Below are 18,699 nucleotides of genomic sequence, written 5' to 3'. Positions count from 1 at the left end.
TAGCGCAAACTAGCGAGCGGAAGCGGGCGCGGGAGCCGGCGAAGCGAGGTCGATAAACATCGCTTCGAGGGCGAGCTGCGGAGCAACATTCGCGGCCAGCCGGCGCCGCGCCTGCGCCACCGCGTCCATGCGCGCCACCGAGAGCTCCGGGGTGGAAGCCGCCGCGGCCGCGATAATCTGTGTTTCGAAATCGGCATTAATAAGTTCGACGCCGGCATCGACCTGCACCGCCAGCACATCACGATAGAGCGCCAGCACATCAAGCATGGCCCGATCCAGGTAGTCACGGTCCTCCCGCACCGCCCGCTTTTTCCGCTGTTCCTCAAAAGCGCGGATCTGGGCGCGCTGCGAAGCCGAACCGCTCTCCCGCTCCCCCAGCCCAATACTGGCCCGGAATTCCGCGAGCTCGGTATCGGTTTCGGTATCAGCTGCCGCCTTTGCACCCTTTTTCGATGCGGCTCCGGAACGCGCGGATGTCGACGCCGCACCCGCGCTCGCCGGGTAGTGATCGAGGAGATGCTGGGCGGCGAGCACCGCGTCGGCAGTCCCGCTCACATCAAGAGTTTCCCGCAGCAGCGCGGCGCGTTCCGCCGCGACTTGCGGATCACGAAGTAAGGCACGAGCCCGGCCGATATGGCATTGAGCAATACGGGCGGTCGCGCGGGCCGTGCGCTCATCCACGTCGAATTCTCCGGCCAGGAGCTGGGCGACCGCTTCCACGCTCGGAACCTGGAGGGCCACGTGGCGGCACCGGGATCGGATCGTGGGGAGCATATCCTCCGGCGAAGCGGTAATCAGAATCCACACGGTATCGCGCGGGGGTTCTTCAATTGCTTTGAGGAGAACATTCGTGGTGCGTTCCAGCATGCGGTCCGCGTCTTCAATAATGATGATGCGGCGCCGGCCCACCGAAGGAAAGGTATAGGAGGATGCCACCAGCGAACGGGTTTCTTCCACTGAAATCGTGACCGAGCGCGGATCCATCCGGATCACATCGGGATGGGTGCCACCTAGCGTGGTGGTGCAGGCATGGCAGTGTCCACAGCCGGGCACAGCTCCGGTGCATTGCACGGCAGCCGCGAAAGCGAGCGCGGCAACCGAGCGTCCCGAACCGGGCGGCCCGGTAACCAACCATGCTTGGGCCATTGCCGCGCTGCTAATATCCGTCGTCGTACTAGAATCTGGCGCGGTTTCCACGGACGCTGCGGCGTTCGGACCGGTAGCGCCCCCGGTGTTCATATCGGCCGTAACCGCGGCCGGGCTGGGCAGCTCCGGGTCGCCGATCCGCGAGGCCCAGGCCGCCCGCTGCAAAAGCTCGGCAACCGGCTGCTGGCCAATAAGCGCGTCGAAAACACTCATGATGCTTCTCCCACAACCGGCCCGGATGCACCGCGACCCGCCTGGCTTTCCACGCTTTCCACGCCTGCCAGATTTTCCAGGCCTGCCAGCAGAGTGTCCACCCGCGCACTAATCTGGGCGGCCAGCTCGGCAACAGTCTCGCGCGCATTGAGCACCAGGTAGCGCTGCGGATTATCCGCCGCGAGCTCGAGGAAATTCTCGCGCACCGTCCGGTGGAACTCCCGGCCTTCCGCCTCGATGCGGTCGTAGTGGCCGTCATCCGCGCGCGCTAAGCCTTCGGTTTCCGGGATGTCGAGGAGCACGGTGAGGTCCGGCCAGAGTTCTTCGGTGGCCCACTCGGATATCGCGCGGATTCCTGCGCCGAGCTCGCGCGCCCCGCCCTGGTAGGCCAGGGACGAATCAATATAGCGATCCGATAGCACCACCGCCCCGGCCTCCAGGCCCGGGCGAATAACGGAAGCGACGTGCTGGGCGCGGTCCGCGGCGTAAAGAAGCGCCTCGGCACGCGGGCTGACCGCTCCCCCGTGCAAAAGCAGTTCCCGAATCTGGGTGCCGAGCATGGTCCCCCCGGGCTCCCGGGTTTGCACAACCGTGTACCCGCGCTCGGAAAGCACCGCGGCGAGCAGCTGCAACTGGGTTGTTTTCCCAGCTCCATCCCCACCTTCAAAGGTAATGAACACCCCGCGCATTTATGCCTTCTCAGTGGTCGATTCGGTAGCGGACTTTTTCGCGGCTGGCTTCTTCGCGGTGGTCTTATTCGCAGCCGGCTTCTTGGCCGTCGAAGTTTTCGCGGTAGTCTTTTTCGCCGTCGTTTTCTTCGCGCTTGAGCTTGCAGACGCGGCCTTCTTCGCCGTGGTACGCCGTTTCACCGGGCCTTTCGCGCGCCGATCCGCAAGCAGTTCGTAAGCACGCTCAGGGGTAATATCCTCCACGGTATCGCCCTTGCGCAGCGACGCGTTCGTTTTCCCGTCCGTCACATACGGCCCGAAACGGCCCTCTTTGAGCACCACCGGCGCTTCGGTCACCGGATCGGTTCCCAGCTCCTTGAGCGGGGGCTTGGCCGCGGCCTGCCCGCGGCGCCGCTTGGGCTGGGCCAGCAAGGCCTGCGCCTCCTCCAGGGTGATCGTGAAAATCTGCTCCTCGGTTTCCAGCGAGCGCGTATCTTTCCCGTGGGTGATATACGGGCCGTAACGCCCGTTCGTCGCGGTGATATCCACCCCGTCCTCACCCTGCCCGATCACGCGGGGCAGATGCAGCAAACGCAGCGCATCCTCCAGCGTGACAGTTTCCGGTTGCATGGATTTCAGCAGCGAGGCTGTGCGCGGCTTCGGTGCTTTTTTGGACACTTTCCCGGTGGGAGTCAGTGCGACTTCACCCTCGCGAATAATTTCGGTCACGTACGGCCCGAAACGCCCAGATTTTACGACGACGCGCCGCCCGGTTTCGGGGTCTTCACCCAGCTCACGCCCATCGGAGGATGCCTTCTCCAGGATGTCGCGGGCGGCCTCCACCGTCATTTCATCGGGGGCCATGCCGGCCGGCACCGAAGCGCGTTTATCCGAACCCTCCACTTCGAGGTAGGGCCCGTATTTGCCGTTGCGCAAGGTGATTCCCTCCCCGATCGGGGTGGAATTAATCGCGCGTGCATCAATATCCCCGAGGGATTCCACCCGGCCTTCCAGGCCCGGCTTATCGCCATCTCCCCGCCAGAATTTCGACAGGTAGGTGACCCGATCCCCGCTGCCCTCCGCGATACGGTCGAGGTCGGTTTCCATCTGGGCGGTGAAATCGTAATCCACCAGGTCGGGGAGGTTTTCTTCCAGGAGGCGTACCACGGAGAAAGCCGTCCAGGTAGGAACGAGTGCCTGCCCGCGGTGCTCCACGTATCCACGGTCGGTAATGGTGGAAATCGTGGAAGCGTAGGTCGAGGGGCGCCCGATACCCAGTTCTTCCATTTTCTTCACCAGCGATGCTTCGGTGTAGCGCGGCGGGGGAAGAGTTTCGTGGCCGGTGGCCTGCGGGGCGCTGACCGGCAGCGCTTCTCCTTCTTTCACGTCCGGGAGCCGGGCGGCATCGGTAGCTTCGTAACGATTAGCATCCCGGCCTTCTTCGTACGCTGCCAGGAACCCGGGGAAGGTAATCACCGTTCCGGATGCGGAGAAGGTGGCGGTTTGGGCACCGGCCGCCCCGCTCACCGGCACATCAATTTTTAGCGAAACCGTTTGCCCGCGCGCATCTTCCATCTGGGAAGCAACCGTGCGCTTCCAAATGAGTTCGTAGAGGCGGAAATCCGCGCCGGACAGTTCCCCGGCCACCATCTGCGGGGTGCGGAAATGATCACCGGCCGGGCGGATAGCTTCGTGAGCCTCCTGCGCGCCCTTCGCTTTCTTACCGTAGAAACGCGGCTTTTCCGGCAGGCTAGCCTGCCCGTACAATTCCTTGATTTGGCTGCGGGCCGCGCTGATGGCCTGCGCGGATAGGTTCGTGGAATCGGTACGCATATAGGTGATATAGCCCGATTCGTACAGCGACTGGGCGATCCGCATTGTTTGACGCGAGGAGAGGCGGAGTTTACGCCCGGCTTCCTGCTGCAAGGTTGAGGTGGTGAAGGGGGCGGCAGGGCGACGGCGATACGGCTTTTCTTCCCGGGTGCGTACTGTGCCCCTCGCGCCTTCGAGTGTTTCCGCCAGCTCACCGGCCAGCTCGGCGTTCAAAGCACGTACGCCTTCTTTAGTGGCCTTGGCGGAGAGGGCGCCGTCGTCGCCAAAATCTTTACCGGAAGCAATACGCGCGCCGTCAAGGGAATGGAGGGCTGCTTCAAATTGTTCGGACGTGCCGAAAGTAGCGGTCACGTCCCAATACGAGGCGGAAACGAAAGCCATGCGTTCACGTTCGCGTTGCACAACCAGGCGAGTGGTGGCGGATTGAACGCGGCCGGCGGAGAGTCCCGCGGCGACCTTGCGCCACAGGAGCGGCGAGACTTCGTAGCCGACCAGGCGGTCGAGGATACGGCGTGATTCCTGGGCGTCCACCAGCTGGGTATCGAGGGCGCGGGGTGTTTCTAGGGCGCGGGAGATCGCCTCGGGAGTGATTTCGTGGAAGACCATCCGCGAGGTGGGAACTTTCGGCTTGAGCACCTCGTAAAGGTGCCAGGCGATTGCTTCCCCCTCGCGGTCCTCATCGGTTGCCAGGAAGAGTTCGTCGGCGTTCTTCAAAGCTTTTTTCAGCTCGGCAACAGTTTTGTTCTTCCCGGCAGAAATAACGTAGTAGGGCGCGAAATCACCGTCCACATCAACAGCAAAGCGCCCGTAGGGGCCCTTCTTCATACTGTCGGGGAGCTCCGAGGGCTGGGGCAGGTCTCGAATGTGCCCCACGGACGCCAGCACCTCGAAATCTTCGCCTAGGTACCTGCCGATCGTGCGCGCCTTGGCGGGAGACTCCACGATAACCAGCTTCGTCACAACTGCATCCCTCACTACTCACGGCGTGACAAGGTCACGCCTCCAACACATATTTTGTGCCCTGTTGTCACACGGTAGCACGCCCGCGCCGAAAACCGGCGCTCGTGACGGGTACTCCTTACAGGTACTCGTGACGGGTGGCTCGTTACGGGCACTCTATGGTTTATCGCCTAGCTCCCGGTTCCTGTTCCCATTCCTGTTCCTTCGGTCAAGAGCCCGGTGGCGATGAGCTCGCGCACCGTCTCGAGCAGGCGGGCCTGAACCGCACCGCTATCTTCTCCGTAAATCTGCGCAATCGCCTGGCATAGGGCTCCCACGCTCAACTCGCCATCGCAGGCACCCACGAAAGCCGCGACTTGGGAATCGGCCGGGAGGGTCTGCTGGAATCCGCCCGTGTGCGCGAGAACAATACGCAGCGGATCGGCTGCCCCCGGGTCATAAAAACGATGCTCGATTACTTCGGTGCGGGTGAGGTGGCGCTGCGCTAAATCCTCATCGGGGGCGGCCACCAGGTGCCGGTTATTCCACACCCGCTGAATATGCTGGCGGATATCACCCTGGGGGCGGCCCGGTATTTCCTCGGTGCGGATCATGGGTTCGCGAGTGGCAGCCGGGCGAGAGAGAATCCCGTAGCCCAGGCTGATGGCGCGTATCCCGCGCGCGGCAAAATCATCGAGCCAGGTACGGTAGGCATCCTCGTATCCGGCATCGCGCGGGCGCAGGCCGCCATCCCGGAGCCACATTTCCACGTAGTGGGCCGGGTCTACTTCATCACGCGCAATGAACCAGGCGTCGAGGCCCGCCACCCGGGCCCACACCTGCGGGTGGGTATCCCAGGAGCAGCCGTCTTCCACTTCCCAATTCCCCAAAATATAGGCGGTGCCGGAATCCGTGAGGTGGTTGGGGAGCGCGGAGATGAGTTCGGAGAGGAGAGTATCCCCGCCGAAACCACCGTCGCGGTACTCGAAATCGACTTTTTGCCGGACGCTTGCAGGGGTGATAACGAAGGGCGGATTGGACACGATGGTGTCGAAACGCCCTTCCACCGGATCGAAAAGGGAGCCTTGGAGCAGCTCCACTCGCACGGCCGCGAGCGCGATATTGAGGGAGGCGAATTGCAAAGCGCGCGATGAAATATCGGTGGCGACCACCTCGCAGCCGTGCAGCGCGGCGCTAATGGCATGGATCCCGCAGCCGGTTCCCACATCCAGAACCCGTCCCCCGGAATAGGTGACGATATTCGCGAGGGTGCGGGTGGCCCCACCCACCGGCATAACGTGGTGGGCTCCGGGCACCCGGCCGGCCAGTTCCCCAAAATCGGAGGCGATCAGCACTTCGGTGCGGGTGATCCGGCGGGTGCCCTTGCGGGTAATGTCGAGCGGAACGGGGACCACTTGGAAGCGGGCCCGGTATCCCGCGTTGCCGATAACGAGCAGGGCGTCGCGCGTGATCCGGTCACCGAAGGTGGCAGGAAAAGCGCCTTCGAGTTCCGCGGCGCTCAACGTGTCTCCGAGAATAAGGAGGCGAACCTGGCAGGCCAGGATTTCCGCTTCGGTGTGCGGGGCGGTGGACTGGTGGCATACTTTTTCGCACGCGAGAAGCGCGGGGATGCGCTGCTCGCGGCGCATGGCGGCGGTGGCTTCCGGGCCGAGCAGGGTGGATATATGTGCGGTGGTATAGCCTGTGAGATCTTGACGTAACGTGGTGGCGAGGCGCTCGGAGGCGCCCGGGACAAAGAGCTCCATGCCATAACAGTAAACTGCCCGGCCGTGTTGAGGAAAGCCCCGGGTAAAGAAGCAGGAGCTGGATGTGGGGCTGGCGCGCTGGTCTTTGGCCTCCGGCGCTCCATCGGGCACACTACACATATGCGCCTCCTTTCCGTTCTTGAAGAATCCGCCACCGCGGGACAGTTGGTAGCGCTGCGCAAACAAGACGCCCGCCCCGCGCGGGTGGCCGGGTGGCCCGCGTGGGTCAGCCCGCAGGTCAAGGGTGCCTGCGCTAGCCACGGCGTCCCGCACCTGTGGGAGCACCAAGTCCGCGCCGCGAACCTCATTCACGCGGGTGCCCACACGGTGGTGGCGACCGGGACCGGTTCGGGTAAATCTTTGGCGGCGTGGGTACCTGCGCTCACCGAGATGCTGAGTCCGCGCGGCTCGGGTAGTTTGGCGCGGGTGAGCGCCCCGCCAACCGTGCTGTATCTTTCCCCGACCAAAGCTCTGGCGGCGGATCAATACACTTCGCTGCGGGCCTTGGCCCGGGATGTGGACTCCCGAATCACGGTGGCTACCGCGGACGGGGATGCTGACCCGGAGGAGAAAACCTTCGCGCGCGACCACGCCGATATTGTGCTGACCAACCCTGATTTCGTGCATCACGTGATGCTGCCCCAGAAAGACCGGTGGCAGCGGATCTGGCGCGGGCTGCGGATGATCGTCGTCGACGAATTTCATTCCTATAAGGGCCTGTTCGGGGCACATGTGGGTCATGTGGTGCGCCGGATTTTGCGTATCGCGGCGCTGTACGGCGCCCACCCCACCGTTGTTTTCCTGTCGGCAACCGCCGGCGCGCCGCAGGAAACCGCCACCAGATTTATCGGAACAGCTTTCGGGCCCGTCGAAGCGGTCACGGATGATGCCTCGCCGCGCGGCGAACGTACCGTTGCCTTGTGGCAGTGTTCTCCTATCGACGACGACGCGACCGGCCACGTTCCTCCCGAGGAAGAACCGGGAGCCGCGGAGGATACCACGCGCCGCTCGGCCATGGTGGAGGCGGCTGATCTGACCGCTCGTTTCGTGGCCGAAGGCGCGCGCGTCCTCACCTTTGTGCGTTCGCGGGCCGGAACCGAACGGGTTGCCGAGCTGACCCAGGCGTTTTTGCGCGAGGATCACAATCCGCTGGCCGAGACGGTGGCGGCTTATCGCGGCGGGTATCTTCCCGAGGAACGCCGCGATCTGGAGCAGCGGCTGCGCTCGGGGGATCTGCGCGCCGTGGCAACAACGAATGCCCTGGAATTGGGGATTGATATTTCCGGGCTGGACGCGGTTATTCTCACCGGATGGCCGGGCACCACCGCCTCTTTTAACCAGCAGGCGGGACGTGCCGGGCGGGCGGGTAGTTCCGGTTTGGCCGTCCTTATTGGGACCTCGAATCCGCTGGATCAGTATCTTCTGGCCCATCCGGATACGATCCTGAGCGCGGGTGCGGAAGCCAGCGTTTTCGATCCGCTCAATCCGAATGTTCTGACCGGGCAGCTGTGTGCGGCCGCGGCCGAACATCCTCTCACCGCGGCAGATGCCGCAGTTTTCGGGCTCCCCGATACCTCGCTTTTCGACGAGTTGAGCGAGCAGGGGCTCTTGCGGCGCCGCCCCGGCGGGTGGTTCTGGGGATATGCGGGGATTAGCGCCCACGAACTGGTGAACCTGCGCGGCGAGGCAAGCACCGTGTCCATTGTTGATGAGGAGGACGGGAACGTTCTGGGGACGGTGGATGCCGCGCGGGCGGATACCACCGTGTACCCGGGGGCTATCTACGTGCATCAGGGTGTTCCTTTCGATGTACTGACGTGTGATGGCGAGGAGGCGATTGTGCGGCATCGGCTGAAAGATGATCTGCGGACTTTTGCCTCGGAAGAGACAACCGTGAAGATCCTCCGTACGCGCGCCAGTACCGCAACCCGGTTCGGGACCTGGGCCTGGGGCGATGTGGAGGTATTCAACCGGGTTATCGGATACCACCTGCGCCGGGCCCGCGATGGCATGTACCTCGGGTTTCACCCCATTACTCCGCGGGAGCGCAGCATGGAAACGTGCGGGACCTGGTGGACGATGTCATCGCAGGATTTGGAGGCGCTCGGTGTCCCTGCCGCGGATGTTCCCGGGGCCCTGCATGCCGCCGAGCATGCCGCCATCGGGATGCTTCCCCTCTTCGCGATCTGCGACCGGTGGGATGTGGGAGGCTTGTCTACCGCGTACCACCTGGATACCGGGGCGGCTACCGTGATTGTCCACGATGCTGCTGCCGGTGGTTCGGGCTGTGCCGAACGGGGGTATCGGGCCGGCCGGGAGTGGATCCGTGCCACCCGCGATGCCGTGGCCGGCTGCCCGTGCCAGAGCGGCTGCCCGCGCTGCGTCCAGTCCCCGAAGTGCGGTAATAACAATGACCCGCTGTGGAAAGAGGGCGCGGTGCTGGTGCTCAGCGCTTTGAGCTGCGCGCTTGATGAGTTGGAGACCGCGGCGCTGCACACATAGGGTCCGGCGAAACCAATGCGATCAGCCTCGAAGCCTTCACTCCGATCAATGGGCCCGGCCCGCGATGTCACCCGGACCGCTATCGGCACTGCGCGGGCGCGGGTGCGTACCCGAATCGAAAATATTTCTTCAGCTTCGCTGCATTCTTCGACGACGGCGCCGCTGCGCTGCGCGCTGCGTTCGCTCTTGGTGCAGGCTTCGGCTAGCGACCAACCCTGGTTGATCACCCGCTCCGCAGTTTGCACAGCGATGACATCTGCCGTGGCACGGGCCTCCATTCGCGCGATCACCACGGTGGCCGCGGTGAGCACTGCCCCGGTCAGGACAAGCACCAGGGCTATCACCCCCATCGCGAGCACCGTTCCTGCGCCCTGCTCGCAGGCTTGAAGTAGATCCCGGGGCCGGGCGCGGCTTTCCCTCCGGCACAGCAGATAGAGCCGGTGCCATTCGCGCCAGCTATCCCGCCAGGAGATACGTTGCTGCCCTGGTGCAGCCCGCTTCCAGAGCACAGCCTGCTGCCCGAGCGCAATCCCCTGTCCGAGCACAGTCCGCCGCCCAAGCCCGGGCGCTCCCCGGCTCCTCGCTGAGGCCCTCATGTTCCGAGCACCCCGGGTTCTAGATCTACCGAAGTGCTGGCTTCCATGGTGATACCCAGGGCCCGCAGCGGGCCGGCTGCCTGGGCTCGCACCACCACATTCACGTGGTCTTCCGCGCGTTGCAGATGCAGCTTGGCCCGGGGCGGGAGTTCGCGAGCGCGCAATGCCTCCTCACTTTCCCCGCGAGCAGCAAGAATCGCAATATCGTGGGACGCACTGCGTAAGGAGATGTATTGGGCGCCGGCGCTCAGTGCCCCGAGCGCGAGCAGCACGATAATGAGCACGCTGACAATCCCGAGGGCCACTTCCACGGTGACCATGCCGGCTTCTCGGTTCTCCACTCCGTAAGGCCGGCGCAAAATACGGGAAAGTTTGCGCGAGCGGATTTCGCGGCGGCGGCAGGCACAGGGAATTGCTATATGCCCGCGGGCCTCAATTACCTCGTGGCATTGTGCGCATAGGCGCCGGCGTTCCCGGGACCTGCGGGCCGGCTGGCCGAGCGGGCCGGCGAGCAGGGCTCCCTCGCCATCCGTGCCCCGCGGTAGCGGAGGGGCATCCTGGCATTGCTCAGGGGATTGTTTGGGTATCATGACGGATCTTTCTCTTTCTAGGGAGCCGCGAGCACCCCACCGGCACCGGTGGGGAACCCGGGGCTTATATGGGTCAGGCGATATTGAGTCCGCGCCGGAAAATCCCGGCGATGAGTTCACGCATCCAGTCCTGCTGGGAGAGCCAGTAGAGTATCCCGGCAATAGCGCAGGCGCCGAGGGTTCCGACGGCGTATTCGGTGGTGGTCATCCCCGCTTCCGGGTGGCATTGGCCCCCGAGGAAAGTGCCGCCCGGGTGGGCGGGGAGAGCTGATCGAACGGGGCTGAGTGCTGTGGTCATGATGCTTCCTTTCTTATCTGTGACGAACTGTGTTGTGGTTATTGGTGGGTGGTGCCGGACCTCGCTACCCGCCGCCCAGGGTCTGGGTTGCGGGCTGCTCGGAACGTGCTCGGTCCGGCACTGTCAGTCTCCCGCGCCTTGCACCCTCCCGCATCCGGCCCCTCGGCATCTGTGGATAACCATCCCGTTCCGCTTTCCTGGGGATAAAAGTGGATAAAGCAGGGTTCTGCAGGACACACCTCCGTCGCCCGGATTTAGTGGAAAAGACCGGTGGCGGCGCCAGCTACTGCCGGAACAATTCCCACGAGGATAAATGCCGGTAGGAAGCACACCCCTAAAGGCACAACGAGGCTATTGCCGAGTTCAGCCGCTGCCCGGCGTGCTTCTCTAGAACGACGACGCCGGTAGCTGCGGGCAGCTGTGCCAAGGAGGGTGAGCGGGGCTACCCCGTTTTCCCAGGCTGGCTGGAGAGCTTCGCGCAGCAGGTGGGCGCGTGGATGTATTCCCTCCCATGCTTCGGCCCAAGGTGCGCCCAGCAGAAGGAGCTGCGCCGTCGTACCTATATCGAGGTGAGCATGTTCTTCGGCGACGGCGAAAGATACCGCTTCCAGTGCGGCGGGCAGGGACGCGCCGGAGGAGAGCGCCACCCGGGCGAGGTCGGCGAGGAAAGCCGGGTCGGAGGGAGGTAGGCGCCGCTCTGCTCGGTGCGCCGTTCCCGGCAGATAAGGGCCCGACTGCCGGCGTGTACTTTTCCCGGTGGCGGGCCTCCACACCCAGGCGAGCAGAAGAACCAGGAGGCACAGGGCTAGCCCCATTGTTCGGCTTTCCGTACGAGGTGGCGCATCCAGAGGATCCCGACCACTTCGCAGATGAGCGCGAGGGCGAGGCAGCACCGCCCGACGAGGGTTCCGAATAGGAATGTCACGGGATTACCTCCGAAAAATGAGCCGAGGAGCATGCCGAATAGCGGCATAGCGGCCAGCATTTTCACGGCCGAACGCGGACCGGCCAGGGCGATGCGGCGCTCGCCGAGCGCATCGCTGGATTCGGAGAGCGCTGCCGCGCAGCTCTCGAGGATGCGGGCGGCCGAGGCGCCGGTGTGGTGGGTGAGGCGGCATACCGCGATGAGTGCCGGGATGCCGAGGAGGCCCCGGGCGCGGCGCGGATTGCGGGGCGCCCGCGCCCATAGTTCTCGCAGGAGTACGGGGACGCCTACGTCGTCGATCTGGCCGGCGGAGTCACCGCGGGGATCGCGCTCGGCTCCGTTCCTAGGATCACCCACGCCGACGACGGCGCCTCCGCCCGCGCGCTCGACTGCCGCACTTTCTCTATGCGGCTGGAAACGGGCGAGGGCGGCGAGCCAGGCGCGGCGGTGATCGGCACCCGAATCAATGCGGGCCGCGACTTCCACGGCGAGCAGGCCGGCGTCGAAACTAGGCGGGGAAGCGCGCGTTTTTCTGCGGAGCACACCGCGCCCGGGTGATGTGCTGCCCGGCGAGCGCATTGAGTTGTGTGGCGTACCGCGGGCATGACTCCGTGGCCGGCTTGCATGAGCTCGGCGCCCCGGCAGACCCGCATGTGCTTGACCTCGCGACCGGCCCGCACGTGCTTGGCCCCGCGACCGGCCCGCATACGCGTATACGCTCAGCAGGATTCCGAGAACAACCAGAATTACCATGTTCCCTCCAGTCCTAGTCGCGGGCCCAGGGTGGCCCACCCGGGGCCGGCACGGATGGTGCCGTCAGCCTCGATATTCAAAGCATCCGGAGCTTCAAGATCTCCATGGCTGCCGCGGAGGGTAGCCACGTGGGTGATGCGCCGGGTCGGCCCGTGCCGCTCAATGGAAATAATGGCATCGAGGGCCGCAACCGCTTGGGCGGCAACCACCGCGGCAGACATTCCTGCCAGTGCCCCGAGGGCCACAAGCCGGGCGGGAACATCGCGTGCCGAATTGGCGTGAATAGTGGCCCATCCGCCTTCGTGCCCGGTATTGAGGGCGGTGAGGACCTCGCGTACTTCTTCACCGCGGCATTCCCCCACCACGATTCGATCCGGGCGCATCCGCAAGGCGGCCCGCACCAATTGGCTCATGGTGATTTCGCCGTGGCCTTCCACATTGGGGCGCCGGATTTGCAGGTGCAGCACGTGCGGGTGCGCGGGGCGTAATTCCGCGGATTCTTCGATAATGATGAGGCGTTCGGTGGCCGGTACGCAGCTGAGCAGGGAGGCCAATAATGTGGTTTTCCCCGATCCGGTAGCGCCCGCCACCATAACGTTGGCGCGCCGCTCCACCAGGGCTGTCAATACCGGGGTGAGGGCAGCAGGAAACGTGCCGGCAGCCTCGAGTTCGGCGAGCGTGAAGGTGCGGGCCCGTTGGGTACGCAGTGAGATAGCGGCTCCTTCTGCGGCCAGTGGGGCGAGCACTGCGTGCAGGCGCGTTCCATTGGAGAAGGTGCCGTCGGCGATAGGGGCGGCGTCGTCCAAACGTTGGCCGGCGCTGGCAGCTAAACGCACCGCGAGTGCGCGCACCTCCCCCGCGTCGGACAGTAGGGCGCTCAAGGCTTCGTCGCGTTCCAGTCCGGCTCCGCGATCCAGCCATACCCCGGTGCCGCCGTTGATTAAAATATCAGTGACGGTGGGGTCTTCAATCACGCGCCGCAGGTGCGGGCCCCAGCCGCGGGCCACCGCGTTAATATCGCGAGCCGCTCCCAGCACGTGTTTTATTTCTATCGCGTGGGGCGCCACCGCGGAGAGCACCTTGGGCACGCTGATGCCGCGGGCTAATTCCCGGCGGGTACGGGCCAGGTCACCGCGGGCACCGCCCACACCCCCGTGGTTGCGGATCTCATCCGCGCGGGCACCGGCCAGCTTTCCGCGGGCATCGGCTAAAACCCCGCGGACCCGAAGCACACCTAATTCGCGCGGGCTACCCATCTTTTCACCCCTTATCCGCCTGCCAGTACCGCATCGAGATGCGCGGCGAGCTGCGTGATATCACGCGCCGCAACAGAGCGGCGCTGTTCACCCACCGCAACTCCGTGGGAGAGGTCTTCATCCATACCGCGCAGACGCCGCACCGGCACCACCTCCTGGCCGATATCCACGCCAAAGGCCTGCGCCTCCACTTTGTGGGAGCATCGCGCCGCGATGACCACGGGCGTGTTCTCCCCTAGGTCGCGCAGGATTCTGGGGATGGCCTGAGCATCGCGGTCGGTTACCCCGCTCACGAGGACCACCGCATCGCACCAGGCCCGCCAGCTGGCCGGCCCGGTGCCCGGCAGCAAGGAGCTGCGCGGGAGATCCACATAGGTGGTGTCGTTCGCTTGGGAGAGCGCGTCAATGGCGTGCGGCACCGCTTCTCCGTTCGGCGGTGCGCCGCCGCGTACGTCCGCGCTCAGCAGGCTCAGCTGCCCGCGCGAGGGCAGGGCCGCCCGAAGCCGCTGCGGGATCAGCGTGCCTTCCGCTTGGGCAATATCAGCCCAGCGCACCCCGCGTTTGTCCCGGAATCCCATGAGGATTTCGAGCCCGGCCGAGAGCGGATCCGCATCCACCACGGCGGTACGAGTAATGCTCAGCGAGGCGAGCCAGGCCGTGATCATCGATACCCCGAGTCCGCCGCGCACCCCGGCAAGCCCGATAATGCGCCCGCGCCGAGTTTGCCCGGCCGCCAGCACGAGCTCGAGAAGATCTTCGGCTTGGCGCGGGAGTTCCAGGACCACAGATCCGCGCGGAAAATAGCTGGCCAGCACCGGGTGGAAACGCGCGCGGACCGTGGGCAGGGCTGCCGGGAGTTCCTCCAATTCGAGCACGGCCGGCGGCGCAGCGACCTCCGGTGAACCACGCGCCACCTGTATTCCGGCCAGCTCCGTGACCGCCTCCACCTCCCGCACAACTTCATCATGCTCGCAGACGAGGGAGACGAGCTCACGCGGGATCGCAGATATGAGGGGTGCGGGCGAAGTACCACCGGAAACAGCCGCCCCGCCCGAAGCAGCAGCGCCGGACGACTTTCCGGCAGCGGCACCGGAGACAGCACCGGCAGCCGAAACACCAGGAGACAAAACACGAGAAGAAGTCATACCCCGAGCTTGCCGCGCTTAGCGCACCTCCACATCCGGGTTGTGCGCCGCTGTGGATAACCCCCTACACGAACGGTTCTGTGGATACGCACGCCCGGCTTACGTCACACCGCCGGCTTACGTCACACCGGCCGCGTCGGCGGCCACCCCGGTATGATCCACACAACCTACTTTGTGACACACCGCCCGCTTTATGGCACACCGCCGAAATTCTCCACATCGGCGTGATTTCTGGCATATCTTTGAGAAAGAACTATCAAGGGAGGACCCATGTCTACGCCAAATGACCCGTACACTACCGCGTCGCGCCGGCCACTAGATGATGACGATATTCTCGAGCCCATTGCCGAGGACCATCTCGCGGACCAAGAAACCGCCTACCTCCCCACCACTCAACCTCCTGCTCCCGCCCCCGTTTTTTCGAACGACGACGCCGCTCCTTTCCCGCCGGCTCACCCCGCTGCGGAAGCCACTAGCGAGCCCTCCTCTTTGAATGATTCCGCGCCCGTGGTTGCCGCCACGAAGGAACCCGAAGGCGAAACCGCGGGCCAACCCGAAACCGCGGGCCAACCCGAGGGCGCCACCACCGAAACAGAGCAGCCCGTCTCGGCTCAGCTCGCTCCGGAAGAAGCCGAAGCCGCGCAGGCAACCAGCGAAGAGCCCACCAAAACCACGCCTCTTGCGGAGCCCACCGAAGCCACGCTTCCTGCTGAGGCCACCCCCGCCGAACCCGCTGAGTCCACCACGCCAGCAGCACTCGCACCGGAGGAATCAACCTCGGAGCCAGCCGCGCCGCGGCGTCGTTCCGTATCTGAATCACTGGCCGCCGGGGCTTTCGATGATGGCTACCAGGCGGAAAACACCGCCCCGGACCGCGAATACGCGAATCTGGCACAGGCAGCCGGCGTAACCGCAACCGTTCCCGCAGCGTCCGCCGGCCCGGAAACCGGTGCCACCGCAACCCCCGCGGCCGCCGATCCCTACGCCTCCGCCGGGGCCGATCCCTACGCCACCACAAACACGGACCCGTACGCCTCCGGGGAAGCGACCGCAACCGCGCTTTACCCGCCGGCCGGCGAGTTCGGCGAACCCGGCGCAGAACCGGCAACGGCACCTACCGCCGCCCACGCCGCAGGCTTCGACGCACCCGTCTTCCCGACCGTGCGCGAGGAAAGCTTGGAAGACCAGCGCACCTGGGCGGATATCGCCGAAGTGGAGCCGATTCCGGATGCCCCCAAGGGCCGGGTCTGGACCCATATCTGGGTCGCGGCGGTCACGCTGCTGCTGCTCCCGCTGACCTGGTATCTCATCTCTGACGCGGTGGCGCGCCTGCACCTGGCTCGCCCCATCGCCCTGGAAACCGCCCCGGTAAATGCGGCGGCGCTCATCGAAATGGCCGGCGGCATCGCGCTGCTCGTGGTTATTGCGCTGCTCGCGGGGCTGTCCTCCCTGGGCGCGCTGCTGTGGGGCCCAATCTTGGTTGTTGCCGGTCTCGCGGGGCTCGTATTTCCCGGTTATGCGTTGCGCGGGGTGCACTGGCTTGATTCGCTTATCGGCGGATTCAAGCCGATCACGGATAATATCGTGCACCACTTCGCCTACGACCTTGCGTTCGGTGGGTTTATGCTACTGGGCGCGGTGCTGACGGCCATCGGAGTCGCGGCGCACTGGGCGCGGTCCCGCGGTTCGCGGCGCGCCCGCGCTTTCACGGTGCGCGAATACCGCCTCTCCGAAGAAGAGGCGTAAAAGCGGGGGCGTCGAAAAGGCCGCGCAAAAACCCGCGCGCAGAAAACCCGCGCTTAGAGAACCCAAAGCCTACCCAGCCCGAGCGTAACAAGGTACCGCATGAGCTCACTTCCCGCCGATAATTCCTGCGTATGGATCCCCGGATCGTGGGAGCATCGCCTCGTGACGGCCAACGGTGCGCAATTCCACCTGGCCTATGCCGGGAGCCACTCGACTCGTACCCCGCTGGTGCTATTCGTGCACAGCTACCCGGAGTACTGGTATGCCTGGCGCCACCAGATCGAGCCGGTGGCGCAGGCCGGTTACGAAGTTGCGGCCGTGGATCTGCGGGGCGTGGGCGGCAGCGACAAAACGCCGTCGGTGCAATCGGGGCCCGAACTGGCCCAGGACCTTATTTCGCTGACCGAATCCCTGGGGGCGAGCTCGGCGGTGATCGTGGCGGCCGGCTCCAATGCGGCGCTCGGGTGGGCGGCGGCGGCCATGGCCCCCGATATTATTACCGGGCTCGTGACGGTGGCCAGCCCGCATCCGCTCGGGCTGCGGCATTTCGGGCGCGGTATTCGCCCGCGCGGCCTGCTCGGTTTACTCACCTCGCGGCTGGGGAATCGTTCCCCGCGCGCGCTCGGGGATACGCGGAATATGCGCCGACTGCTCCTGGAATGGTCCGCCCCGCACAGCCACGGCGCCGCGGACGAAGCCGAACAGTACGCCGCTGCCATGCGGCTCCCGGAAGCGGCGGCGAGCGCCGTCGAACAACTGCGCTGGACCGCAACATGGAGGCGCCGCCCCTCCGGAAAAACCTGGCGCGATATCCTCTCCACTCCCGTGGATGTGCCGGTGTGGGCGGTGCGCGGCCTGGCCGATCGCATGATTAATGAGCGGGCCTGGGCTGATGATCGTTCTTTCGCTACCGGCTCCTACCGGCTCATTGCCGTGCCGGGCGCCGGGCATTTCATCCCGGAAGAATCCCCGCGCGAATTCACTAATATCGTGCTGGATTTCCTTTCTCAACTCGAGCGCTCGGCCCGGGTATGAGACATTTTCCGTGAATAATGGCAAAATGTGACATGAGACTACTTCAGGAATATTCTGAGTACATCGGAGGAAGGCTAGAGATGGATACCAGCGTTTTACGAACCGTGCCCCTTTTCAAGGACATGGATGAGGAAAGTCTCGCCGCTCTCGGCGCGATGATGAGCGATACGTCCCTCAAGCGGGGCGAATCGCTTTTCCACGAAGGCGACCAGGGTGATCGCCTCTACATCGTCACCGACGGCAAGGTGAAGCTCAGTCACACGTCCGACGACGGGCGCGAAAATCTGCTCGCCGTTCTCGGACCCGGGGAAATCATCGGCGAACTTTCGCTCTTTGACCTGGGGGCTCGTTCCTCCACCGTCACCGCTATTGCGCCGACGCATCTGCTTTCCCTCGCGCATCGCGATATGAAGAATTTCATCGAGGAGCACCCCGCGCTCGCCATGTCGATGCTCCGTGAAATGGCGCGTCGCCTGCGCAATACCAATGAGAATCTTGCTGACCTGGTGTTCTCGGACGTTCCCGGCCGCGTGGCGAAGGCGCTGCTCGACCTGGCCAATCGTTTCGGCGAGCGCACCCCCGAAGGCGTATACGTGGCGCACGACCTCACGCAGGAAGAGCTCGCGCATCTCGTGGGCGCTTCGCGTGAAACGGTCAATAAGTCTCTGGCTGATTTTGTTTCCCGCGGGTGGATTCGGCTCGAAGGTCGCGCCGTACTGCTCCTGGAGATTGGTCGCTTGCAGCGCCGCGCCCACTAGTCTCCGCGTTTCATACTTAGATTTAACGCGAACGCGGGTGGCTGGGCCCTGTCCAGGGTTCCGGCCGCCCGCGTTCGCGTGCCTTCCGGGCCCGTTTCCTTACGTTCTGATACGACGGCGCAGCTATCGGCCATCGCGAGCCTCAGCAGTCACACCGGCACCTGGCGAGGGGGCATGTGTTGGCAGAGCTGTACTTCGCATGTACAACATCCGCAGTACACCCCGGAAAAACACCCCGGCCCACCGGCCGGAAAAGCTGAGCGCCGAAGGAATGCCACAGGATGCAAATTGGGAACCATCGGGGTTGCGTAGTGCAAGCCCAGTGCAGAAATCCAGCCAAAATGGTGCGTGGATTTGCACCCTGTTGCAGGCCCACTGTTGAGCCTTCACACGCAACCAGAACCCGCTTCTTTACGGGGCGGCGGGAGTGTTGACCTACCCGACGCACGGGACGCGGGTTAATAGACAAATGGTGGGTCTTATATCCGGGGTTTGCCCCGCCATAGCAACGAAAAGTCGGCCTTATTGAG

15 protein-coding genes are annotated in these 18,699 nt (G+C 64.6%); 5 read left to right on the top strand and 10 right to left on the bottom strand.

Features of this window, described 5'->3' with window-relative positions:
• Window positions 1-9: 9 nt before the first annotated feature.
• The 4 genes from ACRQHG_RS08375 to ACRQHG_RS08360 form a co-directional block, all read right to left on the bottom strand.
• Entirely contained in the window at window positions 10-1,359 is a 1,350-nt protein-coding gene (locus ACRQHG_RS08375; RefSeq protein WP_284883420.1) for a DNA polymerase III subunit delta', read from the bottom strand.
• Entirely contained in the window at window positions 1,356-2,048 is a 693-nt protein-coding gene (gene tmk / locus ACRQHG_RS08370; RefSeq protein ID WP_284883419.1) for a dTMP kinase, read from the bottom strand. The genes ACRQHG_RS08375 and tmk overlap by 4 nt, the downstream gene beginning before the upstream one ends.
• On the bottom strand, window positions 2,049-4,820 hold the full coding sequence (gene topA, locus ACRQHG_RS08365; RefSeq protein WP_284883418.1) for a type I DNA topoisomerase: 2,772 nt from the start codon (window positions 4,818-4,820) through the stop codon (window positions 2,049-2,051).
• 170 nt (window positions 4,821-4,990) lie between these two features.
• Complete coding sequence (locus tag ACRQHG_RS08360; RefSeq protein ID WP_435713476.1) at window positions 4,991-6,565, bottom strand: DUF7059 domain-containing protein; 1,575 nt, start codon at window positions 6,563-6,565, stop codon at window positions 4,991-4,993.
• Between the two features lie 120 nt (window positions 6,566-6,685).
• On the opposite strand from ACRQHG_RS08360, the gene ACRQHG_RS08355 reads away from it, so the two are divergent.
• Both ACRQHG_RS08355 and ACRQHG_RS08350 read left to right on the top strand, forming a co-directional pair.
• On the top strand, window positions 6,686-9,067 hold the full coding sequence (locus tag ACRQHG_RS08355) for a DEAD/DEAH box helicase (RefSeq protein ID WP_435713475.1): 2,382 nt from the start codon (window positions 6,686-6,688) through the stop codon (window positions 9,065-9,067).
• Window positions 9,068-9,115: 48 nt separating this feature from the next.
• Entirely contained in the window at window positions 9,116-9,454 is a 339-nt protein-coding gene (locus ACRQHG_RS08350; protein WP_435706258.1) for a hypothetical protein, read from the top strand.
• 205 nt (window positions 9,455-9,659) lie between these two features.
• On the opposite strand, the gene ACRQHG_RS08345 is transcribed toward ACRQHG_RS08350, so the two are convergent.
• The 6 genes from ACRQHG_RS08345 to ACRQHG_RS08320 all read right to left on the bottom strand — a co-directional run bounded on the left by ACRQHG_RS08345 (window position 9,660) and on the right by ACRQHG_RS08320 (window position 14,630).
• On the bottom strand, window positions 9,660-10,253 hold the full coding sequence (locus tag ACRQHG_RS08345; protein WP_435706257.1) for a TadE family type IV pilus minor pilin: 594 nt from the start codon (window positions 10,251-10,253) through the stop codon (window positions 9,660-9,662).
• A 73-nt stretch (window positions 10,254-10,326) separates the two neighbouring features.
• On the bottom strand, window positions 10,327-10,551 hold the full coding sequence (locus ACRQHG_RS08340; RefSeq protein ID WP_284890353.1) for a DUF4244 domain-containing protein: 225 nt from the start codon (window positions 10,549-10,551) through the stop codon (window positions 10,327-10,329).
• Between the two features lie 254 nt (window positions 10,552-10,805).
• Entirely contained in the window at window positions 10,806-11,366 is a 561-nt protein-coding gene (locus ACRQHG_RS08335) for a type II secretion system F family protein (protein WP_435706256.1), read from the bottom strand.
• Entirely contained in the window at window positions 11,357-12,019 is a 663-nt protein-coding gene (locus tag ACRQHG_RS08330) for a type II secretion system F family protein (protein WP_435706255.1), read from the bottom strand. The genes ACRQHG_RS08335 and ACRQHG_RS08330 overlap by 10 nt, the downstream gene beginning before the upstream one ends.
• Window positions 12,020-12,222: 203 nt before the next feature.
• Window positions 12,223-13,485 (bottom strand): TadA family conjugal transfer-associated ATPase, encoded by a 1,263-nt coding sequence (locus ACRQHG_RS08325; protein ID WP_435706254.1) that lies wholly within the window; start codon window positions 13,483-13,485, stop codon window positions 12,223-12,225.
• 11 nt (window positions 13,486-13,496) lie between these two features.
• A complete protein-coding gene (locus ACRQHG_RS08320) occupies window positions 13,497-14,630 on the bottom strand; it encodes a CpaE-like family protein (RefSeq protein ID WP_435713673.1) in 1,134 nt (377 codons plus the stop codon).
• Window positions 14,631-14,900: 270 nt separating this feature from the next.
• Here ACRQHG_RS08320 and ACRQHG_RS08315 point away from each other — a divergent pair, with 270 nt between their 5' ends.
• The 3 genes from ACRQHG_RS08315 (at window position 14,901) to ACRQHG_RS08305 (ending at window position 18,169) form a co-directional block, all read left to right on the top strand.
• The gene (locus ACRQHG_RS08315) at window positions 14,901-16,376 is read left to right on the top strand and encodes a hypothetical protein (protein WP_435713674.1); all 1,476 of its coding nucleotides are present in this window, start codon (window positions 14,901-14,903) and stop codon (window positions 16,374-16,376) included.
• Window positions 16,377-16,475: 99 nt separating this feature from the next.
• Window positions 16,476-17,411 carry an alpha/beta fold hydrolase gene (locus ACRQHG_RS08310; RefSeq protein ID WP_435713675.1) on the top strand — a complete coding sequence of 312 codons (936 nt, stop codon included), beginning with the start codon at window positions 16,476-16,478 and terminating at the stop codon, window positions 17,409-17,411.
• 80 nt (window positions 17,412-17,491) lie between these two features.
• Window positions 17,492-18,169, top strand: coding sequence for a Crp/Fnr family transcriptional regulator (locus ACRQHG_RS08305; protein WP_026429058.1), 678 nt, complete (start codon window positions 17,492-17,494; stop codon window positions 18,167-18,169).
• Window positions 18,170-18,699 lie beyond the last annotated feature (530 nt).

The sequence above is a fragment of the Actinotignum vesiculae genome (assembly GCF_051267215.1).
Taxonomy (GTDB): Bacteria; Actinomycetota; Actinomycetes; order Actinomycetales; family Actinomycetaceae; genus Actinotignum; species Actinotignum schaalii.
The sequence above is the reverse complement of the archived record's forward strand: the minus strand, read 5'-3'. Positions and strand labels throughout refer to the sequence as shown.